The organism is Phytomonospora endophytica, from assembly GCF_014202425.1.
GTDB classification, from domain to species: domain Bacteria; phylum Actinomycetota; class Actinomycetes; order Mycobacteriales; family Micromonosporaceae; genus Phytomonospora; species Phytomonospora endophytica.
Genome location: NZ_JACHGT010000002.1, coordinates 163,848 through 182,861, shown reverse-complemented (window position 1 = coordinate 182,861; position 19,014 = coordinate 163,848). Strand labels below are relative to the sequence as shown.

14 protein-coding genes are annotated in these 19,014 nt (G+C 72.7%); 4 read left to right on the top strand and 10 right to left on the bottom strand.

Annotated features, from left to right (window positions below):
- Window positions 1-4: 4 nt before the first annotated feature.
- Both pstB and HNR73_RS03980 read left to right on the top strand, forming a co-directional pair.
- Complete coding sequence (gene pstB / locus HNR73_RS03985; RefSeq protein WP_184785894.1) at window positions 5-781, top strand: phosphate ABC transporter ATP-binding protein PstB; 777 nt, start codon at window positions 5-7, stop codon at window positions 779-781.
- 217 nt (window positions 782-998) lie between these two features.
- Entirely contained in the window at window positions 999-2,813 is a 1,815-nt protein-coding gene (locus HNR73_RS03980; RefSeq protein WP_184785893.1) for a S8 family serine peptidase, read from the top strand.
- Between the two features lie 235 nt (window positions 2,814-3,048).
- Here HNR73_RS03980 and HNR73_RS03975 read toward each other — a convergent pair whose 3' ends face one another.
- From HNR73_RS03975 to HNR73_RS03965, 3 genes are all read right to left on the bottom strand, one after another.
- Window positions 3,049-3,570: a hypothetical protein gene (locus HNR73_RS03975; RefSeq protein ID WP_184785892.1), complete on the bottom strand. Its 522-nt coding sequence runs from the start codon at window positions 3,568-3,570 to the stop codon at window positions 3,049-3,051.
- Between the two features lie 67 nt (window positions 3,571-3,637).
- The gene (locus tag HNR73_RS03970) at window positions 3,638-4,021 is read right to left on the bottom strand and encodes a DoxX family protein (RefSeq protein WP_184785891.1); all 384 of its coding nucleotides are present in this window, start codon (window positions 4,019-4,021) and stop codon (window positions 3,638-3,640) included.
- Window positions 4,022-4,122: 101 nt separating this feature from the next.
- On the bottom strand, window positions 4,123-6,828 hold the full coding sequence (locus HNR73_RS03965; protein WP_184785890.1) for a helix-turn-helix transcriptional regulator: 2,706 nt from the start codon (window positions 6,826-6,828) through the stop codon (window positions 4,123-4,125).
- A gap of 112 nt (window positions 6,829-6,940) precedes the next feature.
- Between HNR73_RS03965 and phoU the strand changes: the two genes are divergently transcribed.
- Window positions 6,941-7,591, top strand: a complete 651-nt coding sequence (gene phoU, locus HNR73_RS03960) for a phosphate signaling complex protein PhoU (RefSeq protein ID WP_184785889.1) — start codon at window positions 6,941-6,943, stop codon at window positions 7,589-7,591.
- Here phoU and HNR73_RS03955 read toward each other — a convergent pair.
- A complete protein-coding gene (locus tag HNR73_RS03955; RefSeq protein WP_184785888.1) occupies window positions 7,588-8,472 on the bottom strand; it encodes a serine hydrolase domain-containing protein in 885 nt (294 codons plus the stop codon). The genes phoU and HNR73_RS03955 overlap by 4 nt on opposite strands.
- Window positions 8,473-8,524: 52 nt before the next feature.
- Entirely contained in the window at window positions 8,525-9,445 is a 921-nt protein-coding gene (locus HNR73_RS03950) for a hypothetical protein (RefSeq protein ID WP_184785887.1), read from the bottom strand.
- Between the two features lie 90 nt (window positions 9,446-9,535).
- On the opposite strand from HNR73_RS03950, the gene HNR73_RS03945 reads away from it, so the two are divergent.
- Window positions 9,536-10,507 (top strand): aldo/keto reductase, encoded by a 972-nt coding sequence (locus HNR73_RS03945; protein WP_184785886.1) that lies wholly within the window; start codon window positions 9,536-9,538, stop codon window positions 10,505-10,507.
- Here HNR73_RS03945 and HNR73_RS03940 read toward each other — a convergent pair.
- The 5 genes from HNR73_RS03940 to HNR73_RS03920 are packed head-to-tail and all read right to left on the bottom strand — an operon-like array spanning window position 10,476 to window position 19,002.
- Window positions 10,476-14,384 (bottom strand): AMP-binding protein, encoded by a 3,909-nt coding sequence (locus tag HNR73_RS03940; RefSeq protein WP_184785885.1) that lies wholly within the window; start codon window positions 14,382-14,384, stop codon window positions 10,476-10,478. The two genes, HNR73_RS03945 and HNR73_RS03940, sit on opposite strands and share 32 nt — an antisense overlap.
- On the bottom strand, window positions 14,381-15,460 hold the full coding sequence (locus HNR73_RS03935; protein WP_184785884.1) for a 3-deoxy-7-phosphoheptulonate synthase: 1,080 nt from the start codon (window positions 15,458-15,460) through the stop codon (window positions 14,381-14,383). The genes HNR73_RS03940 and HNR73_RS03935 overlap by 4 nt, the downstream gene beginning before the upstream one ends.
- Window positions 15,457-16,266, bottom strand: a complete 810-nt coding sequence (locus HNR73_RS03930; protein WP_184785883.1) for an isochorismatase — start codon at window positions 16,264-16,266, stop codon at window positions 15,457-15,459. The genes HNR73_RS03935 and HNR73_RS03930 overlap by 4 nt, the downstream gene beginning before the upstream one ends.
- Complete coding sequence (locus tag HNR73_RS03925) at window positions 16,266-17,855, bottom strand: (2,3-dihydroxybenzoyl)adenylate synthase (protein WP_184785882.1); 1,590 nt, start codon at window positions 17,853-17,855, stop codon at window positions 16,266-16,268. The genes HNR73_RS03930 and HNR73_RS03925 overlap by 1 nt, the downstream gene beginning before the upstream one ends.
- On the bottom strand, window positions 17,827-19,002 hold the full coding sequence (locus HNR73_RS03920) for an isochorismate synthase (protein WP_184785881.1): 1,176 nt from the start codon (window positions 19,000-19,002) through the stop codon (window positions 17,827-17,829). The genes HNR73_RS03925 and HNR73_RS03920 overlap by 29 nt, the downstream gene beginning before the upstream one ends.
- Window positions 19,003-19,014: the final 12 nt, after the last annotated feature.

Below are 19,014 nucleotides of genomic sequence, written 5' to 3'. Positions count from 1 at the left end.
GGTTATGGCCAAGCGCATCGAAGCGGACAACGTCACCGCTTACTACGGCTCGTTCAAAGCGATCGAGGGCGTCAACATGGTCATCGAGCGCAAGTCGGTGACCGCGCTGATCGGCCCCTCGGGCTGCGGCAAGTCGACCTTCCTGCGGTCGATCAACCGGATGCACGAGGTCATCCCAAACGGGCGCGTCGAGGGCACGATCAGTGTCGACGGACAGAACATCTACGACAAGGACGTGGATGTGACGGCCGTGCGCCGCATGATCGGGATGGTCTTCCAGCGCCCCAACCCGTTCCCGACGATGTCGATCTTCGACAACGTCGTCGCCGGGCTGAAGCTGGTCGGCGTGCGGAGGAAGGGCGAGCTTCAGGTCGCGGCCGAGAAGGCCCTCCGCGGCGCCAACCTCTGGGAAGAGGTCAAGGACCGCCTCGACAAGCCCGGCGCCGGGCTGTCGGGCGGTCAGCAGCAGCGCCTGTGCATCGCGCGGGCCATCGCCGTCGAGCCGCAGGTCGTGCTCATGGACGAGCCCTGCTCGGCGCTCGACCCGATCTCGACGCTGGCGATCGAGGACCTGATCGGTGAGCTGAAGGACAGCTACACGATCGTCATCGTCACCCACAACATGCAGCAGGCCGCCCGTGTCTCGGACCGGACGGCGTTCTTCTCCCTGGAGAAGACCGGCGACCCCGGCCGTCTCGTGGAGTACGACGAGACGCAGAAGATCTTCACCAACCCCGGTGAGAAGCGGACCGAGGACTACATCACGGGCCGCTTCGGTTAACGGGCGGAACCTTTCGGCGGACGGCGCCGGGTGGAGCGAAGGCTCCGCCCGGCGCCGTTCCACGTGTTGCCCGACGGCCCACCCCCACCCCCTCGACTTGTCCCGCAAGGGTTTTCCCCAATAGCCCGGCCCCGGTGGCGATCAATAGCGTCGTGGTGTCCCCGTATGACAGACCGGCCAGGGCCACGTGCCCTCCGGCCAGCCCGAAGGGAAGTCCATGAAGCCCCACATCTTAGGCAGGAGCGCGGCCCGGGCCGGCGTTCTCGCCGTATCCACCGCGGCGTTGCTGCTCGGCTCGTACGGGATGGCGGCGGCCGCCGCCGACGCGAGCGGCGAGATCCGCAACGCGGGTGGACCCGACGTCATCGCCGACCGGTACATGGTCGTGCTCAAGGACGGTGCCGCCGACCCCGGCGCGGCCGCCGTCGAGTCCACAGCGGACGGTCTGGCCACCCGGTACGGAGGGACCGTCCGTTACACCTATCACGCGACGATCAAGGGCTTCTCGGTCGAGATGTCCGAGGGTGAGGCGAAGCGGCTGGCGGCGAACCCCGCGGTCTCCTACGTCGAACCCGTTCGCATGGCGCGCATCGCCGGCGAGCAGACGAACCCGCCGAGCTGGGGGCAGGACCGCGTCGACCAGACCGACCTGCCGCTGAACCAGAAGTACGGCTACCCCGACACCGGTGGCCAGGGCGTGACCGTCTACGTCCTGGACACCGGCATCCGTTTCAGTCACGGTGACTTCGGTGGCCGCGCGGTCAGTGGTCCGGACTATGTGGACAACGACAACGACGCCGCCGACTGCCAGGGCCACGGCACGCACGTCGCCGGCACGATCGGCAGCACCACCTACGGTCTGGCCAAGAAGGCCAAGCTCGTGTCCGTCCGCGTTTTGGACTGCCAGGGCTCGGGCGCCTGGGACGGCATCGTCTCGGGCATCGACTGGGTGACCGCGAACGCCGCGAAACCGGCCGTGGTCAACATGAGCCTCGGCGGCTCGGGCACCAACAGCACCCTGGAGAACGCCGTCAAGCGCTCCATTGCCGCCGGTGTCCAGTACTCGCTGGCCGCGGGCAACGACAACACCAACGCCTGCAACTTCACCCCGGCACGGGTTCCCGAGGCGATCACGGTCGGCGCGACCGCGAACAACGACTCGCGCAGCACCTTCAGCAACTACGGTTCCTGCCTGGACATCTTCGCTCCGGGCACCAACATCGTCTCGACCTCCAACAGCGGCGGTTCGCAGACCATGAGCGGCACGTCGATGGCGGCCCCGCACGTGGCCGGAGCGGCCGCGCTGTACCTGGGCGCGAACCCGTCGGCGACACCGGCGCAGGTCCGCGACGCGCTGGTGAACAACGGATCCAAGAACAAGGTGACCTCGCCCGGCTCGGGATCGCCGAACGTGCTGCTCTACACCGGCTTCATCGGCGGCGGGGATCCCCCGGGCGACAACGACTTCGCCCTCTCGCTGAGCCCGGCGTCGGGCAACGCGCAGCCCGGTGCGTCGGTGACCACGACCGTCGCGACGCAGACGACCAACGGCAGCGCGCAGAACGTGGCCCTCTCGGCCACCGGTCTGCCCTCGGGTGTCACGGCGTCCTTCAGTCCCTCGACGGTGACCAGCGGTGCGTCCTCGACGCTGACGCTGAACGTCGGCGCCTCCACGGCGCAGGGCTCGTACACGGTGACCGTCAAGGGAACCGGCGAGGTCGCGCGGACCGCGACCTACGCGCTGACCGTCGGGACCGGTGGCGGCAACACGCCGCCGGTCGCGTCCTTCACCGGCCAGTGCTACTTCTACGGCACCTACTACGGCTACATCTGCTACCTGGACGCCTCGGCCTCCAGTGACGCCGACGGCTCGATCGCCTCGTACACCTGGACCTTCGGCGACGGGACGACCGGCACGGGCGTGGCCCCCAGCCACCGCTACACGCGGGCCGGGAGCTTCGTCATCACCCTGACGGTGACCGACGATCAAGGCGCGACGCACTCGATCAGCAAGACGGCGACCTTGAGTTAGTGGCCCCGGAGGACGTTCGGTGTGGACTCCCGGACGTTCTCCGGTACCAGCGGCGGCAGGCGGGCTGCCGCACACGACCCGCACGAACTCCCCGGCCGAGGGGCATCGGCCGACGGAGGATGGCGACCGAGCGGGTCTGGGAGGACCGGATGCCCCGCGACCGGAGAGGGGTCGCGGGGCATTCGTTCGTGTCGTGGGGAGTCGGATGCCGGGTACCGGCCCCCCGGTGGGCGCTTCAGGCCATGACGACGATCAGGTCGCGGTGGACGCCGTCGACGGCCGCGCGCAGGTCGGCTGCCTCGGGGTGGGCGGTCCCGGCGAGGTAGGAGTAGTAGCCCTCGACGACCTCGACGACCGTCATCCGCAGGTACAGCGAACCGGTGTCGCTCTCGGGGAAGTCGGCGCGCAGCGCGGCCGTCGCGGCCGGATGCCCGTCGAGGGTGAAGGCCCGCGAGGTCTCCTCCGCGAAGACCGCGTTGGAGCGCGAGTCGGACAGCTGGGCCCAGCCTTTCGCCAGCATCAGGGCGCCTTTCTCAAGGTCGTCGCCCGACGGGATCTCGCGCATCACCCCGGCCAGAACCGAGGCCTTGCGCTCCTCGTCGGGATCGTCGGCCTCGGTGCTCGCGATCGAGCTGGTCGGGCCGGTGCCGCCGTCTTCGGCGGCGACCCGGTGCCAGCCGTCGGGGATCGTGTAGAAGAACTGGGCGTGATCGTCCCTGATGAACGTGACGCCCTCGTTGGTCTCGTCGTACTGCATGCCGGGAATCCTGTCACAGCGCGACGTCCACGCGGGTACTCGCGACCGATCAGGTGGGACCGCGCGGTCAGCCCGTGAACGACTCCGGTCCGAAGCGGCCCCAGGCCACGAAGAGCGCGACCGCGAGATAGAGCAGCGTCGCGAAGGCCGGGACGGTCTCGCGGCGGCGCAGGTGCAGGACCATCGCGCCGATGAGCAGCAGCGCCGCACCGACGGCCGCGACGGGAACCAGCACCGGCGCGATGTCGAGCAGGGCGGGCAGGATCAGGCCGATCGCGCCGAGGACCTCGACGGCGCCGAGGGCCTTGACCGCGCCGGGAGCGACGGCCCCGGCCCATTCCCCGGACCTGCTCGCCGCCATCTTCGCGTGCGGGGTGACCAGCTTGAGAAGGCCGCTGGACAGCAGGACCGCGGCGAGGACTCCGGCGGCGATCCACAGTGCGATGTTCATGGGGTCTCCAAGGTGTGCGCGAATGCGTCGACACCCGAGACGAGACGGCCCGGCCGCCGGTGACATCGCGACGCCGCCACGTGACGAGCGCCATGTCCCGCCTACTTCCGCTCGCCGAGCCTCGCCGCCAGCTGAGCCCGCGAACGCAGCCCGAGTTTCCGGTACACGCGCGTCAGCGTCGCCTCGACCGTCTTCACGCTGATGAACAGCTGCGCGGCGGCCTCGGTGTTGGTCGCACCGGCGGCGACGAGCGCGGCGAGCCGCGACTCGGCCTCGGTGAGTGCGGCGTCGGACGACGGTCCACTGTGGTCGAGCCGGGCGCGTTCCGCGGCCGCCAGAGCGATCCAGGGCAGCGCACCGCATTGGGTGAACAGCGCCGTCGCCTCGCCGAGGACCGCGCGGGCCGCGGCCCGCCTTCGCCGTCGGCGTTCCAGCCGGGCCAGCGACAGCAGCGTGCGGCCTTCCTCCAAAGGCAGCCCGAGGAAGGCGAAACGCTCGCGGGCGCGCGCGAACAACTCCGCCGCTCCCGAGGGGTCGCCGCTTTCCAGCAGACACGCGGCCTCGGCGTGGTCGAGGCCGGGCACGATGTTGGCGCGTCGAAAGGTCTCGGCGGCCTTGCGGGCGTCGGCGATGAGGGCGGCCGCTTCGGCGAGTTCCCCACCGGCGGCCAGGGCCTCGGCCAGTTCCCGATGCCACTGGAGGATCGACGGATCGGCGATGTCGAAGGCGGTCTCGAAGGCCCGGACCTCCCGCAGGGTCTGCGCGGCCGCCGCGGTCTCGCCGGTGAACAGCTGGACCCGCCCGAGCGCGTACAGGCAGCGCGAGGTGAACAGCACGTCGTGGTCCTCGTGGGCCGACCGCAGGCCCTGGCGGGCGAAGCTGGCGGCCCGGGCCAGGTCCCCTCCGGCGGTCTCGGCGAGCGCGACGACGTACCAGACGGTCGCCGTCGAGGTGTCGGTGTCGGTGAGGCGTTCGGTGGCCTCACGGATGTAGTCCAGGGCGAGGCCGCAGCGGCCGGCGCGCAACTCGACCTCGGCGAGGGTGCGGTAGAGGTCGCTGAGGTCCTTGATGTCGCCCCGGCGCTGCGCCTGCGGCAGCAGGGCGAGGAGGTCGCGGCGGGCGGTGTCGACCTCGTCGTCGAAGAGCGCGTGGCGGGATCCGATGAACTGCGCCGAACCCCGGACGGCGCAGACGGTGACGTCGGGGTCGAGGGCGCGGGCCCGGTCGAGCAGTTCGTCTGCCTCGGGCCGCCCGAGGGCACGGGAGAGGCGGGCGGCGATGGTCAGCGCCTCGATCTCGGCCTCGGTGTTGCCGCCTTCGGCGGCGAGGCGACGCGCGGCGGTCGCCTCCTGGAGCGCGCGGTGGCTGTCGCCTTCGCAGATGTAGTAGCGCCAGGCGATCCACAGCCGCGCGACGGCCATGAGGCCCGGGTCCTCGGCGGCGGCCTCGGTGAGGTCGGCGAACACGTCGTCGATGCTGTCGAGGGCCTGCCCGGCGCATTCGACGACGGCGGTCAGCACGTTGACGCGCACGGCCGGATCCGTGGCGCGGTCGAGGATCACGGCCGCCGCGCGGCGGGTCAGGTCGAGGTCCCCGGCGAGCCCGGCGTCGGCGGCGGCCATCACGAAACGGCGCTGCATCCCGGCCTGGTCGGTGCCGGGCGTGTGTTCGGCGGCCAGGAACGACATCGCCGCCGACCGGCCGCGCGCGCCACGGCCCCGCACCGTCTCGGCCGCCGCGTCCAGTGCGGCGGCCAGCTCGTGCGAAGGCGCCGTCGCCAGGTGCGCGCGGTGCCACACGGCGGTCACCGGGTCGCCGGCGACCGACGCCAGCGCGGCGTGCGCCGCCGACAGTTCGGCCGACGCGGCCGCCTCCCGCACGGTGTCGCCGACCGCGCCCGAACTCAGACCGACGCTCCCGTCGGCGTGCACCGAGGTCAGCCCGGCCTCGGTGGTCTCCGCCAGGTCCTCGCGCGCGCCGGGACGGCCCGCGCGGGTGAGCAGCGACAGGCTCGGCCGCTCGGCGAGGGCCACGTGCAGAAGCGTCTGGCGCGCGCTCGCGGAGAGGGAGGCGAGCTGCGCCCGGATGGGTCTTCGGGCCGTCTCGGGTATCGGCAGGGGCGCGTTTCCGCGCCCCCACCCCCCGATCGCGCCGCCGAGCCGGACCGCGAGCTGCGGATTGCCGCCGCACGCCCGGAACACCCGCCCGGTCAGGCGGGTCGGGATGCCGTGCCCGGTCAGCAGCGCGGCGATCTCGTCGAGATCCCAAGGGGGGACGGCGATCTCGGCCGCGCCCGGCACCGCGACGTCGTCGGCGTCGCGGCGTGCGGCGACGAGCCACACCCCACCGGCGGGGGCGTGCTGGCGGGCGTAGTCGAGGACGTCGGCGCTCTCGGCGTCGACGTTGGCGGCGTTGTCGAGCAGCAGCAGAGCCCGCCCACCGGCCGACAGCAGCTCGGTCACCGCCAGCCGGACCGCGAGGTGGTCGATCCCGCCGTCCGGTTCCTGCCGCAGCAGCACCCGCACGGCCGAGCGTCGTGGGAGAGCGAGGGCCTCGACGGCGGCGCCGGGCACGGCGGAGAGTAATTCGGTGACGGTCGCGTAGGCGACCTCGGCGTCGCGCGCGGCCGGGCTCAGCCGCAGCACGCGCTCGCCGGGTTCGCCGAGGGAGGCCAGGATCGTGCTCTTGCCGCTGCCCGCCGGGCCGACGAGCAGCACCGCGCCGGTCTCGGCGAGTCCACGCCGGACGGCGGCGTGGACGTGCGGCCTGGTGACCGTCGCGGTCGTTCCCTGCACTGATCTGACCATCGCACGCTCCCTACGCGGCAATCCTACGTAACGCGGGGTTCATGACCGGCGTGTGACGTGTAGATCGACACGGCCTCCCCGCGCGCGAAGGTGAACACTTAGACTGATGACGATGGTCAGGGACGATTTCCACGACAGGCTGGCGGAACTCGACGCCGGTCTCGTCGTCATGGCGCGGACGGTCACCGACATGATGGGCCGCGCCAGCCGGGCCCTGCTCACCGCCGACGCGGAGCTCGCGCGGCAGATCATCGAGGCCGACGCGAGCGTCAATCAGCAGCGCAACACCGTCGACGACCAGGTCGCCGAGCTGATGACGATCCGCCCGCCGATGGCCGGGGACCTGCGCTTCATGCTCGCCGCGATCCGCATCACCGGGGACCTGGAACGCATGGGGGACCTGGCGAAGCACGTCGCCAAGATCACCCTGCTGCGGGCGCCCGGGGCGGCCGTTCCGGCCGAGGCGGCGCCGATGTTCACGCAGCTGGCCGAAGTGGCCGTGCGGATGGCCACGAAGATGACCCAGATCCTCGGCACGCGCGACCAGCTCGACGCGACCCAGCTGTCCCTCGACGACGACGAGATGGACGCGCTGCGCAAGCGGATGTTCGCCAAACTGTTCTCCGACTGGCCTTACGGCGTCGAGGCGGCGGTGGACTTCACGCTCCTGGGACGTTTCTACGAGCGCTACTCCGACCACGCCGTCAACATCGCCCACCAGGTCGTGTACCTGGTGACCGGAGACGTGCAGCTGCGGGACTAGCGCTTCGCCGCCCACGCCACCAGGCCGGGCAGGACATCGCCGTTGTCGCCGCCGTCGGGCGACAGCCGCTCCACATCGCCGGTGAGTACGACGGTCACGCCGAGATCCCTTGCCACGCAGACCTTCTGTCCGCCGAAGCCGCTGGCCAGGAAGACGGGCGAAGCGGCGTACACGTCGACCCAGAACAGGTACCCGAACCCTCGCGGATCGCCGCCGCCTGGCCGGACGCGCTCCCCGGTGGCCTCGGACAGCAGTGTGCCGAGGCCGAGCCGGTCGGTGCGCCACAGCTCGCCGAGCGCGGCCAGGCTCTTGGCCGACAGCTCCAGTCCGGCGCCGCCCCAGTTGACGCCTTCGGGGTCCCGGGGCCAGTTCCAGCGGGTGATCCCGGCGGGTGCGAGGATCCGTTCCGCCGCGAAGGCGTCGATGTCGCCGACGACCGTGCGCAGGGCTCCGGCGAGTACGTGCACGGCGGCGTTGTCGTAGGCGAAGACGGTTCCGGGCGGCGCGATCCGCGGCAGCGCGAGTAGATGATCGAGCCAGTTCGCCGGTTCGAGTCCGCGCAGGTCCAGCGCCGGTTCCGAGCCGCCGGTCATGGTCAGCAGGTGCCGGACGGTGACGTCGCGACGATGGCCGGGCACACGGGATCCGAGGAGCCGGCCGAGGGTGTCGTCCAGATCGAGGACACCGTCGGCGACGGCGAGCAGCGCGACCGTGGCGAGCACCGACTTGGTCACCGACTTGACGGCGGCCGGCTCGTCGGGATCGCCGCCGTGGAACGAGTGCTCGGCCAGCACCTCGCCGTCCCGGAGGACGATGAGCTGCTCGGTGTGCGCCAAGGGCGCGGCGGCCAGGCGGGCGATGACGGCGTCGGGGGAGTCCACATCGGACACGTTAGCGGCCCCCGTGGGTTTCCGCCGACCGCTTTCGGGCGGGTCAGGCCGCGCGGCGGGCCCGGCGGCGCTGCCGCCACAGGGCGAACACGCTGATCGCGATGAACAGCAGTGCGAGATTCAGCGTGAACCCGAAGGGGATGAAGCGCGCGCTTCTCCACAGCGGTTCGTCGAAATGCAGGCTGTCGGCCACCGAGAAGAACAGCAGCATCAAGGCGATGGCGACGTTGACGCCGATGAGGGCGAGTCCGAGGACGGCGAGCCCGGTCCAGGGGACAGGCGGGTGGCGGCGCCGGTGCCGCGCGAAGGCGGCCATCGCGGCGATTCCGGCGGCGCCGCCCAGGAGCGCGCCGATCCCCATGAGCCACGCGTGCGCGGCGGGCGGCACGCGGGCGATGTCCAGGTCGGGGGTGCGTCCCTCACCGGGCGCCCAGAAGTTCACCACGAGGGTTCCCCGGCGGCCCTGCACCATGGAGTCGTAGGGGCGGCTGACGTTCCATCCGGCGGCGGTGAGCGCCGCCTCGGCCTCGTCGAGCCGCCGGGCGTTGTCCTCCGGCGTCTCCGGGTAGCCGTAGGGCTCCTCGGTGGGTTCGACCCAGCCGGGCCGGTCGGGCCAGATGACGGCGGTGGTGTTGTCCATCGTGGCGTCGCCGAACAGGACCTGCGCCCAGCCCGGGATCCCCATGACGTCCTCGTGTTCGACCTGGCCGGCCCGGAGTTCCTCCGGCGTGGACTCCAGGACCCAGGACTCGTCGGGTTCCCGCTCGTCCCAGACGAGGCGCGCGATCGCGAGCACCTCGGGCCGGTCCGGCAGCGGTTCGTCGGTGCCGGCGACGCGCGAGCCGATCATCGCACCCAGGAGCGCGCCCGCGCCGACGGCGAGCACCAGGCAGGTGAGCAGGTCTCGGCGGAGGAGCGCGTCGGGATGGGGTGTCTCGGCCTTGGCGGTGAAGGTGTTCAGCACGGAACCTCCTCGCGGGACTGTGCAGACACTCTACATAGGGTCGCGGGCCCGGCGCCAGACCTCGATCGACGAGGGCCCTACGATCGACGCATGCCGCGAAGCAGCCCGTTCGTCTCCTCCACCCCGCAGGTCGGCTTCGGAGCCTGGCAGATCGGCGGTTCCTGGGGCGACGTCCCCGCCGACACCGCGCTCGGCACGCTCCGGGCGGCGGTCGCGGCCGGCACGACCTTCATCGACACCGCCGACGTCTACGGCGACGGCCGCAGCGAGAGACTCGTCGGCGAACTGCTCGCCGAGACCGATGGTCTGACGGTCGCCACGAAGATGGGCCGCCGGGTCGAGCAGACGCCCGGGGCGTACACATTGGACAATTTCCGGGCCTGGAACGACCGCTCGCGCGCCAACCTCGGCGTCGACACCGTCGACCTGGTGCAGCTGCACTGCCCGCCGACGCCGGTCTACGCCACCGACGCGGTCTTCGACGCGCTCGACACCCTCGTCGACGAGGAACGCCTCGCCGCCTACGGCGTCAGCGTCGAGACCTGCGCCGAGGCGCTGACCGCGATCGCGCGGCCGAACGTCGCCTCCGTCCAGATCATCCTCAACGCCTTCCGGCACAAGCCCCTCGAAGAGGTCCTGCCCGCCGCGCGGGAGGCCGGGGTCGCCGTCATCGCGCGGGTCCCGCTGGCCAGCGGCCTGCTGTCGGGGAAGCTCACGGCGGCAACGGACTTCGCCGCCGACGACCACCGCAACTTCAACCGGCACGGTGCGGCCTTCGACGTCGGTGAGACCTTCTCCGGCGTTGACTACGCCACCGGGCTGACCGCCGTCGAACGCATCCGCGAGCTGCTCCCCGAGGGCATGACGATGGCGCGTTTCGCGCTGCGCTGGATCCTCGACCAGCCGGGTGTCAGCGTGGTCATCCCGGGCGCGCGCAACCCCGAACAGGCCACCGCGAACGCCGCCGCCGCAACGGACGCGCCCTTGAGCGAGGAGACCCACGAGGCCGTGCGCGCGATCTACGACGAGCTCATCCGCCCGCAGGTCCACCATCGCTGGTGAGCGCCGACAGATAGCCCAGCACGACGGCCCGGCCGACTGCCGGCGCCGACACCGGCAGTGGTCCACTGTGGATGACCGGTGCCCGGCCGCCGCCTCCGTGGGTCGCGAAGAACGCGGCCGTGGCCAGGTGTTCGGGGTCGCCGCAGGCCACCACGCGCTCCCGCCAGACCGGCAGCGGCTCGACGGAGAGCCCGCGCTCCTCGGCGATCCAGCGCCACACTTCGCGCAAGGAGGTCGGCGTCTCGGCGACGAGGTTGACCACGCCGGTCCGGCCGGTCGCCGCCGTCCACACCGCCGCTTCGGCGACCCAGTCGACGGGCGTCCACGGCTCGTCGACGTCCAGGTCCGGCAGCGACCCGACGGCCAGCCCGGCCCGCACCAGCCGCCACACCAGATCGGCGGGATTGACGTGAGGGCGCGCGATCGGGCCGGTGACCCGGCCGAGCCGGTAGACGGTCACCGGCAGGCCCGCCGCGGCCGCCCGGGCCGCGAGCCGTTCGGCGGCCCACTTGCCGCGCTGGTAGCCGTCGCGCAGCCCGCCGTGGGCGGGCACGAAGTCCTCGGGCAGCTCGGCGAGCCCGGCGCCGACGGCGACGGTCGACACGTGGTGCACCGCCGAACCTCTGCGGCAGGCCAGGTCGAGGATCCGGCGGGTGGCCTCGACGTTCGCCGCCCGCATGGACGCGTAGCCGCGGGTGAGGCTGACGGTCGCCGCCGCGTGCCAGATCCGGGTGAAGGCGAGCTCGGGGAGTGTTTCGCCCGTGCCGAGGTCGATCGGGACCGGCGTGACGCGTTTCGCCGGGTCGGGGAGCCCGTAGGCCGCGGCGGTCGCGGTCAGCCGCTCGGCCGAACCCCTTACCGTGCACCAGATCTCGGTGTCCTCACCGCACAGTTCGGCCAGCAGGTGCGCGCCGACGAAGCCGGTGGCGCCGGTGAGCAGGACGCGGTCGCCGACGGCCGTCGGCGCGGGGTGGGGGAGCGGTGCTTCGGCGTCGGCGAGCATGGTGTCGGCGGCGGGGCCCGCGCCGGGCGCGGACAGCGCCGCCGCGAGACCGGAGACGGTGGGGTGCTGGAAGAGCAGCGTCGCCGGTACCGTCCGGCCGAGGGCCGCCGAGAGCCTGCTCGCGACCGCGACGGCCTGCAGCGACTGCCCGCCGAGCGTGAAGAAGTCGGCGCCCGGATCGCCAACCGGGCGCCCGAGCACCTCCGACCAGGCGGCGGCGACCAGCTTCTCTTCCGGCGTGCCCGCGACCTCCGCTGCGGCCGGGTCGGCCAGCCGGGACAGCGCGCGGCGGTCGATCTTGCCGGTTCCGGTGCGCGGCAGGCGATCCAGCATCACCACCTGCGGTACGGCCGGGCCGGTCAGCCGGGTGGCGGCGTGCTCGCGCAGCTCCTCCACGGGCGCGTCGGCGGCCACGTAGGCGATGAGCCGGGAACGGCCGTGCGAGGACCGCGCGATGACCGCGACCTCACGTACCCTCGGATGTGCGAGCAAGGCTCCTTCGACCTCGGTGGGGTGGATGCGGTGTCCGGAGATCTTGAGTTCGTCGTCGACGCGCCCGATGTAGGCGAGGCCACCGGTTCGATCGTGTACACGTACACGGTCGCCGCTGCGGTACAGACGTCGCTCTCCTACCCCTATGAACCGCGCCCCGGTGAGTTCGAGCTGCTCCAGGTATCCGAGGGCGAGCCCGGGTCCGCCGAGGTGAAGCTCGTCCCCTGGACCCCGCACGGCGACGACACCCGGGAGCGGACGCCCGATCGGGACGTACTCTGAACGACCGTCCTCTTCGGACAGATCGGCGGCGAGCGCGACCACGGTCGCCTCGGTCGGGCCGTAGGTGTTGATCAGCCGCACGCCGTCACCGGCCGCCGCGAACCACTGCGCGACCCGCTCGGGCAGCGCGGCCTCACCGCCGATGATGACGGTGCGAACGCTCGGCGGGAGCCGTGCCGTGCCGGTGTGGAGGGCGTAGGCCAGCTCGTGCCAGTAGGCCGTGGGCAGGTCGAGGACCGTGATCCCTTGTGCCCCGGCGAAGGCGGTGAACGCCGCCAGCGATTCCAGCGCCGAGTCGTCGCGGACGACGAGGGTCGCCCCCGCGGCGAGGGTCGTGAAGATCTCCTCGACGGCGGCGTCGAAGTGCAGCGGCGCGAACTGGAGGACGCGGTCGTCGGCGGTGATCCCGTAGCGGTCGAGGGCGGCCGAGACGAAGAAGTCGAGGGCCGCGCGGCCGACGCGGACGCCGTTGGGACGGCCCGTCGAACCCGAGGTGTAGATGACGTAGGCGGGCTCGTCCCGTGCCGGGGGAGCGGGCTCGCCGACGAGTCGCCCTCCGACGACGACGCGGGGACGGGCCTCGGCGAGGATGGCGCCGTTGCGTTCGGCGGGGCCGTCGGCGTCGAGGGGCAGGAAGGCCGCGTTCGACCGCAACGCGGCGAGCATGACGCTCACGGCGCCGTGCCCGCGCGGCCAGGCGAGGCCGACGAGATCGCCTTCGCCGACGCCCTTGCGCGCGAGGTTGTCGGCGTTCATCCCGGCCATCTTCCACAGCGCGCCGTAGGAGACCTCGTTGTCGCCGTCGACGATCGCGATCCGGTCGGGGTCGGCGTCGGCGTGCGCGCGGATCCGCTCCAGCACCGGCCTGATCTCCGGCGCGGGCGTGCCCGGCAGCTCGCTCCACTCCCCGACGGTTCCGTTGTCCGCCAGTCGTTCCAGGATCCCGTCGGCGTGCGCCCGCAGCTCCGCGGGCGTGTAGAGGGCGGGGTTGGCCTCGACCACGAGCTCGGCGGGCCCGCGCATGGTCACCGACAGGTCGTCGACGGGCCCGGCCGTGATCGCGTGGGTGACGGCGAGATCGTCGCCGAAGCGCAGGTCCTCGGTGAAGGGGATGATGTTGACCACCGGCCCCCACATCCGCTTGTTCCCGCCGAGGAGACCGAGGTCGCGGCGGAGGTGCTCGTAGCGGTAGTGCTGGTGCCGCCGGGATTCCCTGAGCCGCGCGGCGACTCCGGTGACCAGGGCGCCGAGACCGGCCGCCGGGTCGACGGTGAGGGGCACCGGCACGATGTTCATGACCATCGCGGGGACGCGGGCGGCCGGTGTGCCGAGACGGTTGGCGACCGGCAGTCCGAGCGTCACCTCGCGGGATCCGGTGACGCGGTGGGTGTGGGCGGCGACCGCCGCGAGCGCCACGTGCGGCCATGCGGGACCCGCTTCGTCCAGTCTGGACTTCGCGGCGCCGGTGACCGTCGCGGTGACGCGGATGTTGGTGTACGACGGCGGTGCCACGCCGTCGGCCAGACCGCGCACGGGTTCGCGGTCGGCGAGCGCACCGGTCCAGTACTCCCGGTCGCGTTCACGGCGTTCCGCGGCCTGGTAGGCGGTGTCGGCGGAGACCAGGTCGGCCAGCGGAGCGAAGCCGGGCGTCTTCCCGCCGTTGTAGTGCTCGGCGACGGCCCGCGCGAAGAGCACGTAGCCGTAGCCGTCGAGGGCGACGTGGTGGACGCGCTGGTACCAGTACACGCGTTCACCGGCGAGGTAGAGCGTGTGGGCGAACAGCGGCCCGGTCGCCGGGTCCATCGGCACGGCGAGGTCGGCGTCGATGTGCGCGCGCAGCAGGGGCCACGGGTCGGCGGTGCCGCCGAGGTCCACGATGGACGGAGACCATCCCGGTGGGGCCGTGCCGATCCGCTGCCGGTCGCCTTCGAAGCGGCAGTGCAGTGCCTCGGTGCGCGCGACGGTCGCGGCGATCGCCCCGGAGAGACGCCCGGCGTCGGCGTCGCGGAGTTCGACGACCTCGGCGGTGGCGTAGGCGGGGCTGGCCGGGTCGAGGCGCTGCCCGGTGAGGATCCCGAGCTGGGCCTGGGTCGCCCTCACCGGGTGACCGCCAGTTCGCTGGCCCCGCGCCGGGCCGAGACGGCCTCGGCGAGTCCGGCGAGGACCGTGGCGGTGTCGTCGAGGCCGAGGCAGGCGTCGGTGACGCTGACGCCGTAGGCGAGGTCGGCGCCCGGCGGCTGGCATCCGCCGTGGATGAAGGACTCCAGCATCACGCCGACGATCCCGCGCTGCCCGCCGGCGACCTGCGCGGCGAGCGCGGCGGCCACGCCCGGCTGCCGGGTGTGGTCCTTGCCGCTGTTGCCGTGCGAGGCGTCGACGACGACACGTGGGGGCAGACCGGCCGATTCCAGCAACCGCAGCGCTTCGGCGACCGAGCCGGCGTCGTAGTTGGTGCCCGGCGAGCCCCCGCGCAGCACGACGTGGGCGTACGGGTTGCCGCCCGTGCGCCGGACGGCCGCGCGGCCTTTGGCGTCCACACCCACGACACTGTGCCCGGCGCCCGCCACCGTCACCGCGTCCACGGCCGCGCGCACGTCCCCGTCGGCGCGGTTCTTGCAGCCGACGGGCATCGGCAGCGCCGAGGCGAGCCGCCGGTGCGTGGGGCTCTCCACGGTCCGTGCGCCGATCGCCGCCCACGACACCAGATCGGCGACGTAGGGCGCGAGCATCGGTTCCACGAACTCGTAGGCGAGGGGCAGGCCGAGTTCGGCGAGCTCGACCAGGAGGCGCCGGCCGACGGGCAGCCCGGCTCGCACGTCGGCGACGGGCCGGGTGATCCGCTCGGCCGGGCCCGCGCACCAGTCGTCGAGGCCCGGGTCGAGCAGCAGTCCGGGCCAGCCGAGGCGGGTGCGCGGTTTCTCCAGATAGGCGCGCAGGACCACGCACAGCTCGCCGTCGAAGGCGTGGGCGAGAGCGGCCAGCGCACGCGCGTAGTCCACAGTGGCCAGTGGGTCGTGCGCCGAGCACGGTCCGGCGATGACGAGGAGCCGGTCGTCGACACCGTCGAGGACGGCGGCGATCTCGGCCCGCTGCGCGGCGATGCGCCCGGCGGTCGCCGCGGGGAGGGGAACGGCGTGCCGCAGCTCTTCGGGGCCGGGCAGGACGGCGTCGCTCATGCGTTCACCAGCACCCGGTGGAAGCCCTCGATGGTCGGATCCTCGGCGAGGTCGGCGAAGCCGACCGACAGGCCGCGCGCCTTCCAGCTCTCCACCAGCGTCATCACCCGGATCGAGTCGAGACCGGCGTCGATGAGGCTCTCGTCGTCGTCGACCGGTTCGTCCAGCAGCGCGGCGACCTCGGCGCGCACCTCGGCGAGGGTGATGCCCGGCGAGGACAGGCCGGCGACGGTCACCACCCGCCCGCACGTCGAGGCCACCAGGGACAGCGCCCGGTCGTGCTGTTCGCGACCGAAGTCGGCGGTGGCGTCGGCGACGACGAAGGGCTTGATGTCGCGTGCGAAGGCGTCGAGCGCGGTGTGCAGGATCCCGATGTGCGCGTAGACCCCGCACAGGACGAGCTGATCACGTCCCATCGCGGCCATGCGCTCGGCGAGATCCGAACGCACGAAGGCGGAGTAGCGGTGCTTCTCCAGCACCGGCTCGCCCGCCGCGGGGGCCACGGCCGCCACGATCTCGGCCCGGTCGGCGATCCCCGGTCCCCACATGTCGGTCAGCAGCCCGCGCGAGACCGGATCCTGCGGAGCCGTCTGCGCGGTGTAGACCGCCGGGATCCCGAGTTTCCGCAGGCGCGCCACACCCTCGTACAGCGAGGTGAACTCGCCGTCGTAGAAGTCCAGGAAATAGCGCTGCATGTCGTGGACGAGCAGCACCGCCCGCTCCGGCACGAAGCGCCAGTCCACCCGGTTCGGCGGCAGGGAATCGGCTCCCGGCAGCGGGTACGGGGCGATCCGGGGGATGGGCATCAGCTGTCCTTTCGGTGGCGGTCACGGAGGGCCTTCTTGTCGACCTTGCCCACGGCGGTGCGGGGCAGGGCCGCGACGAACACGACCTTGTCGGGGATCTTGAACGCCGCCAGGCCCGCCCGGCGGACGTGCGCGCGCAGCGCGCTTCCCTTGACCGGCGCGGCTTCCCGGGCGACGACGTAGGCGCAGGAGCGCTCCCCGAGATGTTCGTCGGGGATCGACACCACGGCGGCGTCGGCGACGGCCTCGTGGGCCAGGAGCACCTGCTCGACCTCGGCGGCGGCGATCTTCTCCCCGCCTCGGTTGATCTGGTCCTTGGCCCGGCCGGTCACGACCAGGTGCCCGCTCTCGGTGCGGCGCACCAGGTCCCCGGTCCGGTAGAACCCGTCGGCGGTGAAGGCGGCGCGGTTGTGGGCATCGGCGTCGCCGTACCGGGGTGACCAATATCCGCGAATGGTGTACGGGCCACGCGTCAGCAGATGCCCTTCCGTGCCCGGCGGCACGTCACGGTCGGCGTCGTCGACCACGCGGACCTCGTCGTCGGCGTCGCAGATCGGCCTGCCCTGGGTGGTGTGCACCAGCTCTCGCGGATCCTCGTCACGGGTGTAGCAGACCAGGCCCTCGGCCATCCCGAAGACCTGCTGGAGCCGCGCGCCCAGCCCGGGCGTGATCCGTTCGGCGACCGGGGGAGCCAGCCGGGCCCCGCCGACCTGCACGAGGTCCAGAGTGGACAGATCGGCGTCCGACGCCGGAGCGGCCCGCAGCCATACCTGCGCCAGCGGCGGCACCAGCGCCGCCATGGTCACGCGCTCGGCGGCGATGAGCGGGAAGGCCGTGTCGGGACTGCCGTCGGGTGCGAGGACGACCGTCCCGCCGGCGTGCAGGACGCCCAGGATCCCCGGCGAGGACAACGCGAAGTTGTGCGCGGCGGGCAGCACGCACAGGTACACCGTCTCCGGCGACAGCCCGCAGATCTCCGCGCTCGCGCGGACGCTGTAGGCGTAGTCGTCGTGGGTCCGGGGGATCAGCTTCGGCAGTCCGGTGCTCCCGCCGGACAACTGGAACAGCGCGACCGCGGAGGCCGCGGGCGGCTCGGGCAGCGGCCCGCCCGGGGGCAGCCCGGCCAGCGAGGCGATGTCGCGGACGTGCGGCACCCGCCCGGCGACGGCGGCGGCGTTCTCCTCGTCGGCGTGGAGGTACGCCACGGCGCCCGAGGCGGCCAGGAAGTGCCCGATCTCGGCGTGCCGGTGGGCGGGAAGCGCGAACACCGGGACCGCGCCGATCCGGAACAGCGCGAAGACCACCACGGCGAACTCGGGGTGGTTGCCGCACTGCACGACGACCCGCTCACCCGCGCCGATCCCGAGCCCGTGCAGCGCCGAGGCCAGTCGCAGCGCGCGATCCCGCAGCTCCGTGTAGGTCAGCCGCAGCGGTGAACCGTCGAGTCCGGTGCCGACCACGGCCTCCCGTGCACCGTGTTCTGCCGCGACACGGTCGAGCAGCGCGGGGAAGGCCTCGCCGGTCCAGTAGCCGCGTTCGCGGTAGCGGGAGGCGAACTCCTCAGGCCACGCGGTGAATCCGTGCGACATCGGCGGCCTCCGTTCCGGTCTCGACTCCGAGCGCTCCCAGCAGTGTGCGGAACTTCGCCGAGGTCTCGGCGAGCTCCGCCCTCGGTTGTGATCCCGGCACGATTCCGGCGCCCGCGTAGAGCCGCAGCCGGTCGCCGTCGACTTCGGCGCAGCGGATCGCCACGGCCCACTCGCCGTCGCCGGAGCCGTCGGTCCAGCCGACCATTCCGGCGTAGAAGCCGCGTTCGAAGCCTTCGACGCGGCCGATCAGCTCGCGGGCGGGGGCGGTCGGCGTGCCGCAGACGGCGGGCGTCGGATGCAGGGCGCAGGCCAGTTCGAGGGCCGAGACGCGTTCGTCGCGCAGTTCGGCGGTGATGAGCGTGCCGAGGTGCAGCATGGCGCCGGTCGTGGTCACGGTGGGTGTCGGGGGTGCGTCGACGCTCGCGCAGTACGGGGCCAGGGCCGTGGCGATCGCGTCGACCACGAAGGCGTGTTCGCGGCGGTCCTTGTCGCAGGCCAGGAGTTCGGCGGTGGCGACGGCGTCGCGGACCGGGTCTCCCGTGCGGGGACGGGATCCGGCGAGCGGATGGGCGGTGACGACGCCGCCGCGCCGGCGGACGAGCAGTTCGGGACTGGCGCCGACGAGGGTGCGCCGTCCGGGCAGCGGCACGGCGAAGGTGTGTCCGCGCGGGTCGCCTCCGGCGAGACCGCGCACGAGCGCGGGCACGTCGACGGGTGCGTTGGGGCGCAGCACGAGGGAGCGCGCGAGCACGGCCTTGTCGAGATCGCCACCGTCCATGAGGGACAGTGCGGTGTGGACGGACGCGAGGTAGTCGTCCTCGGGTGGTTCGGCCCGCAGTTCGCGCACGCCCGTTCGGTGCGGCGGCGAGCCGGTGACCGGTTCGCCCCAGGTGTGGGACTCGGGGATCACCAGCCGGGCGGGGGCGTCGTCGTCGAAGGGGATCGCGCCGACCAGCAGCGAACGGCGGCCGTGCGCGTCATCGCCGAGCGCGTCGAGGACGGCGGCGGCGCGGCGGGCGGCGTGCGGTCCGCGACCGGGGAGGGTGACGGTCGCCCCGGTGGCCAGCAGGGCGCGTTCGGCGGTGCTGTACAGGAAGGAGCGTCCCGGCCGGTAGGCGTCGAGGAGATCGGTTCGGGGCATGGTCATGCGGCGTTCCTC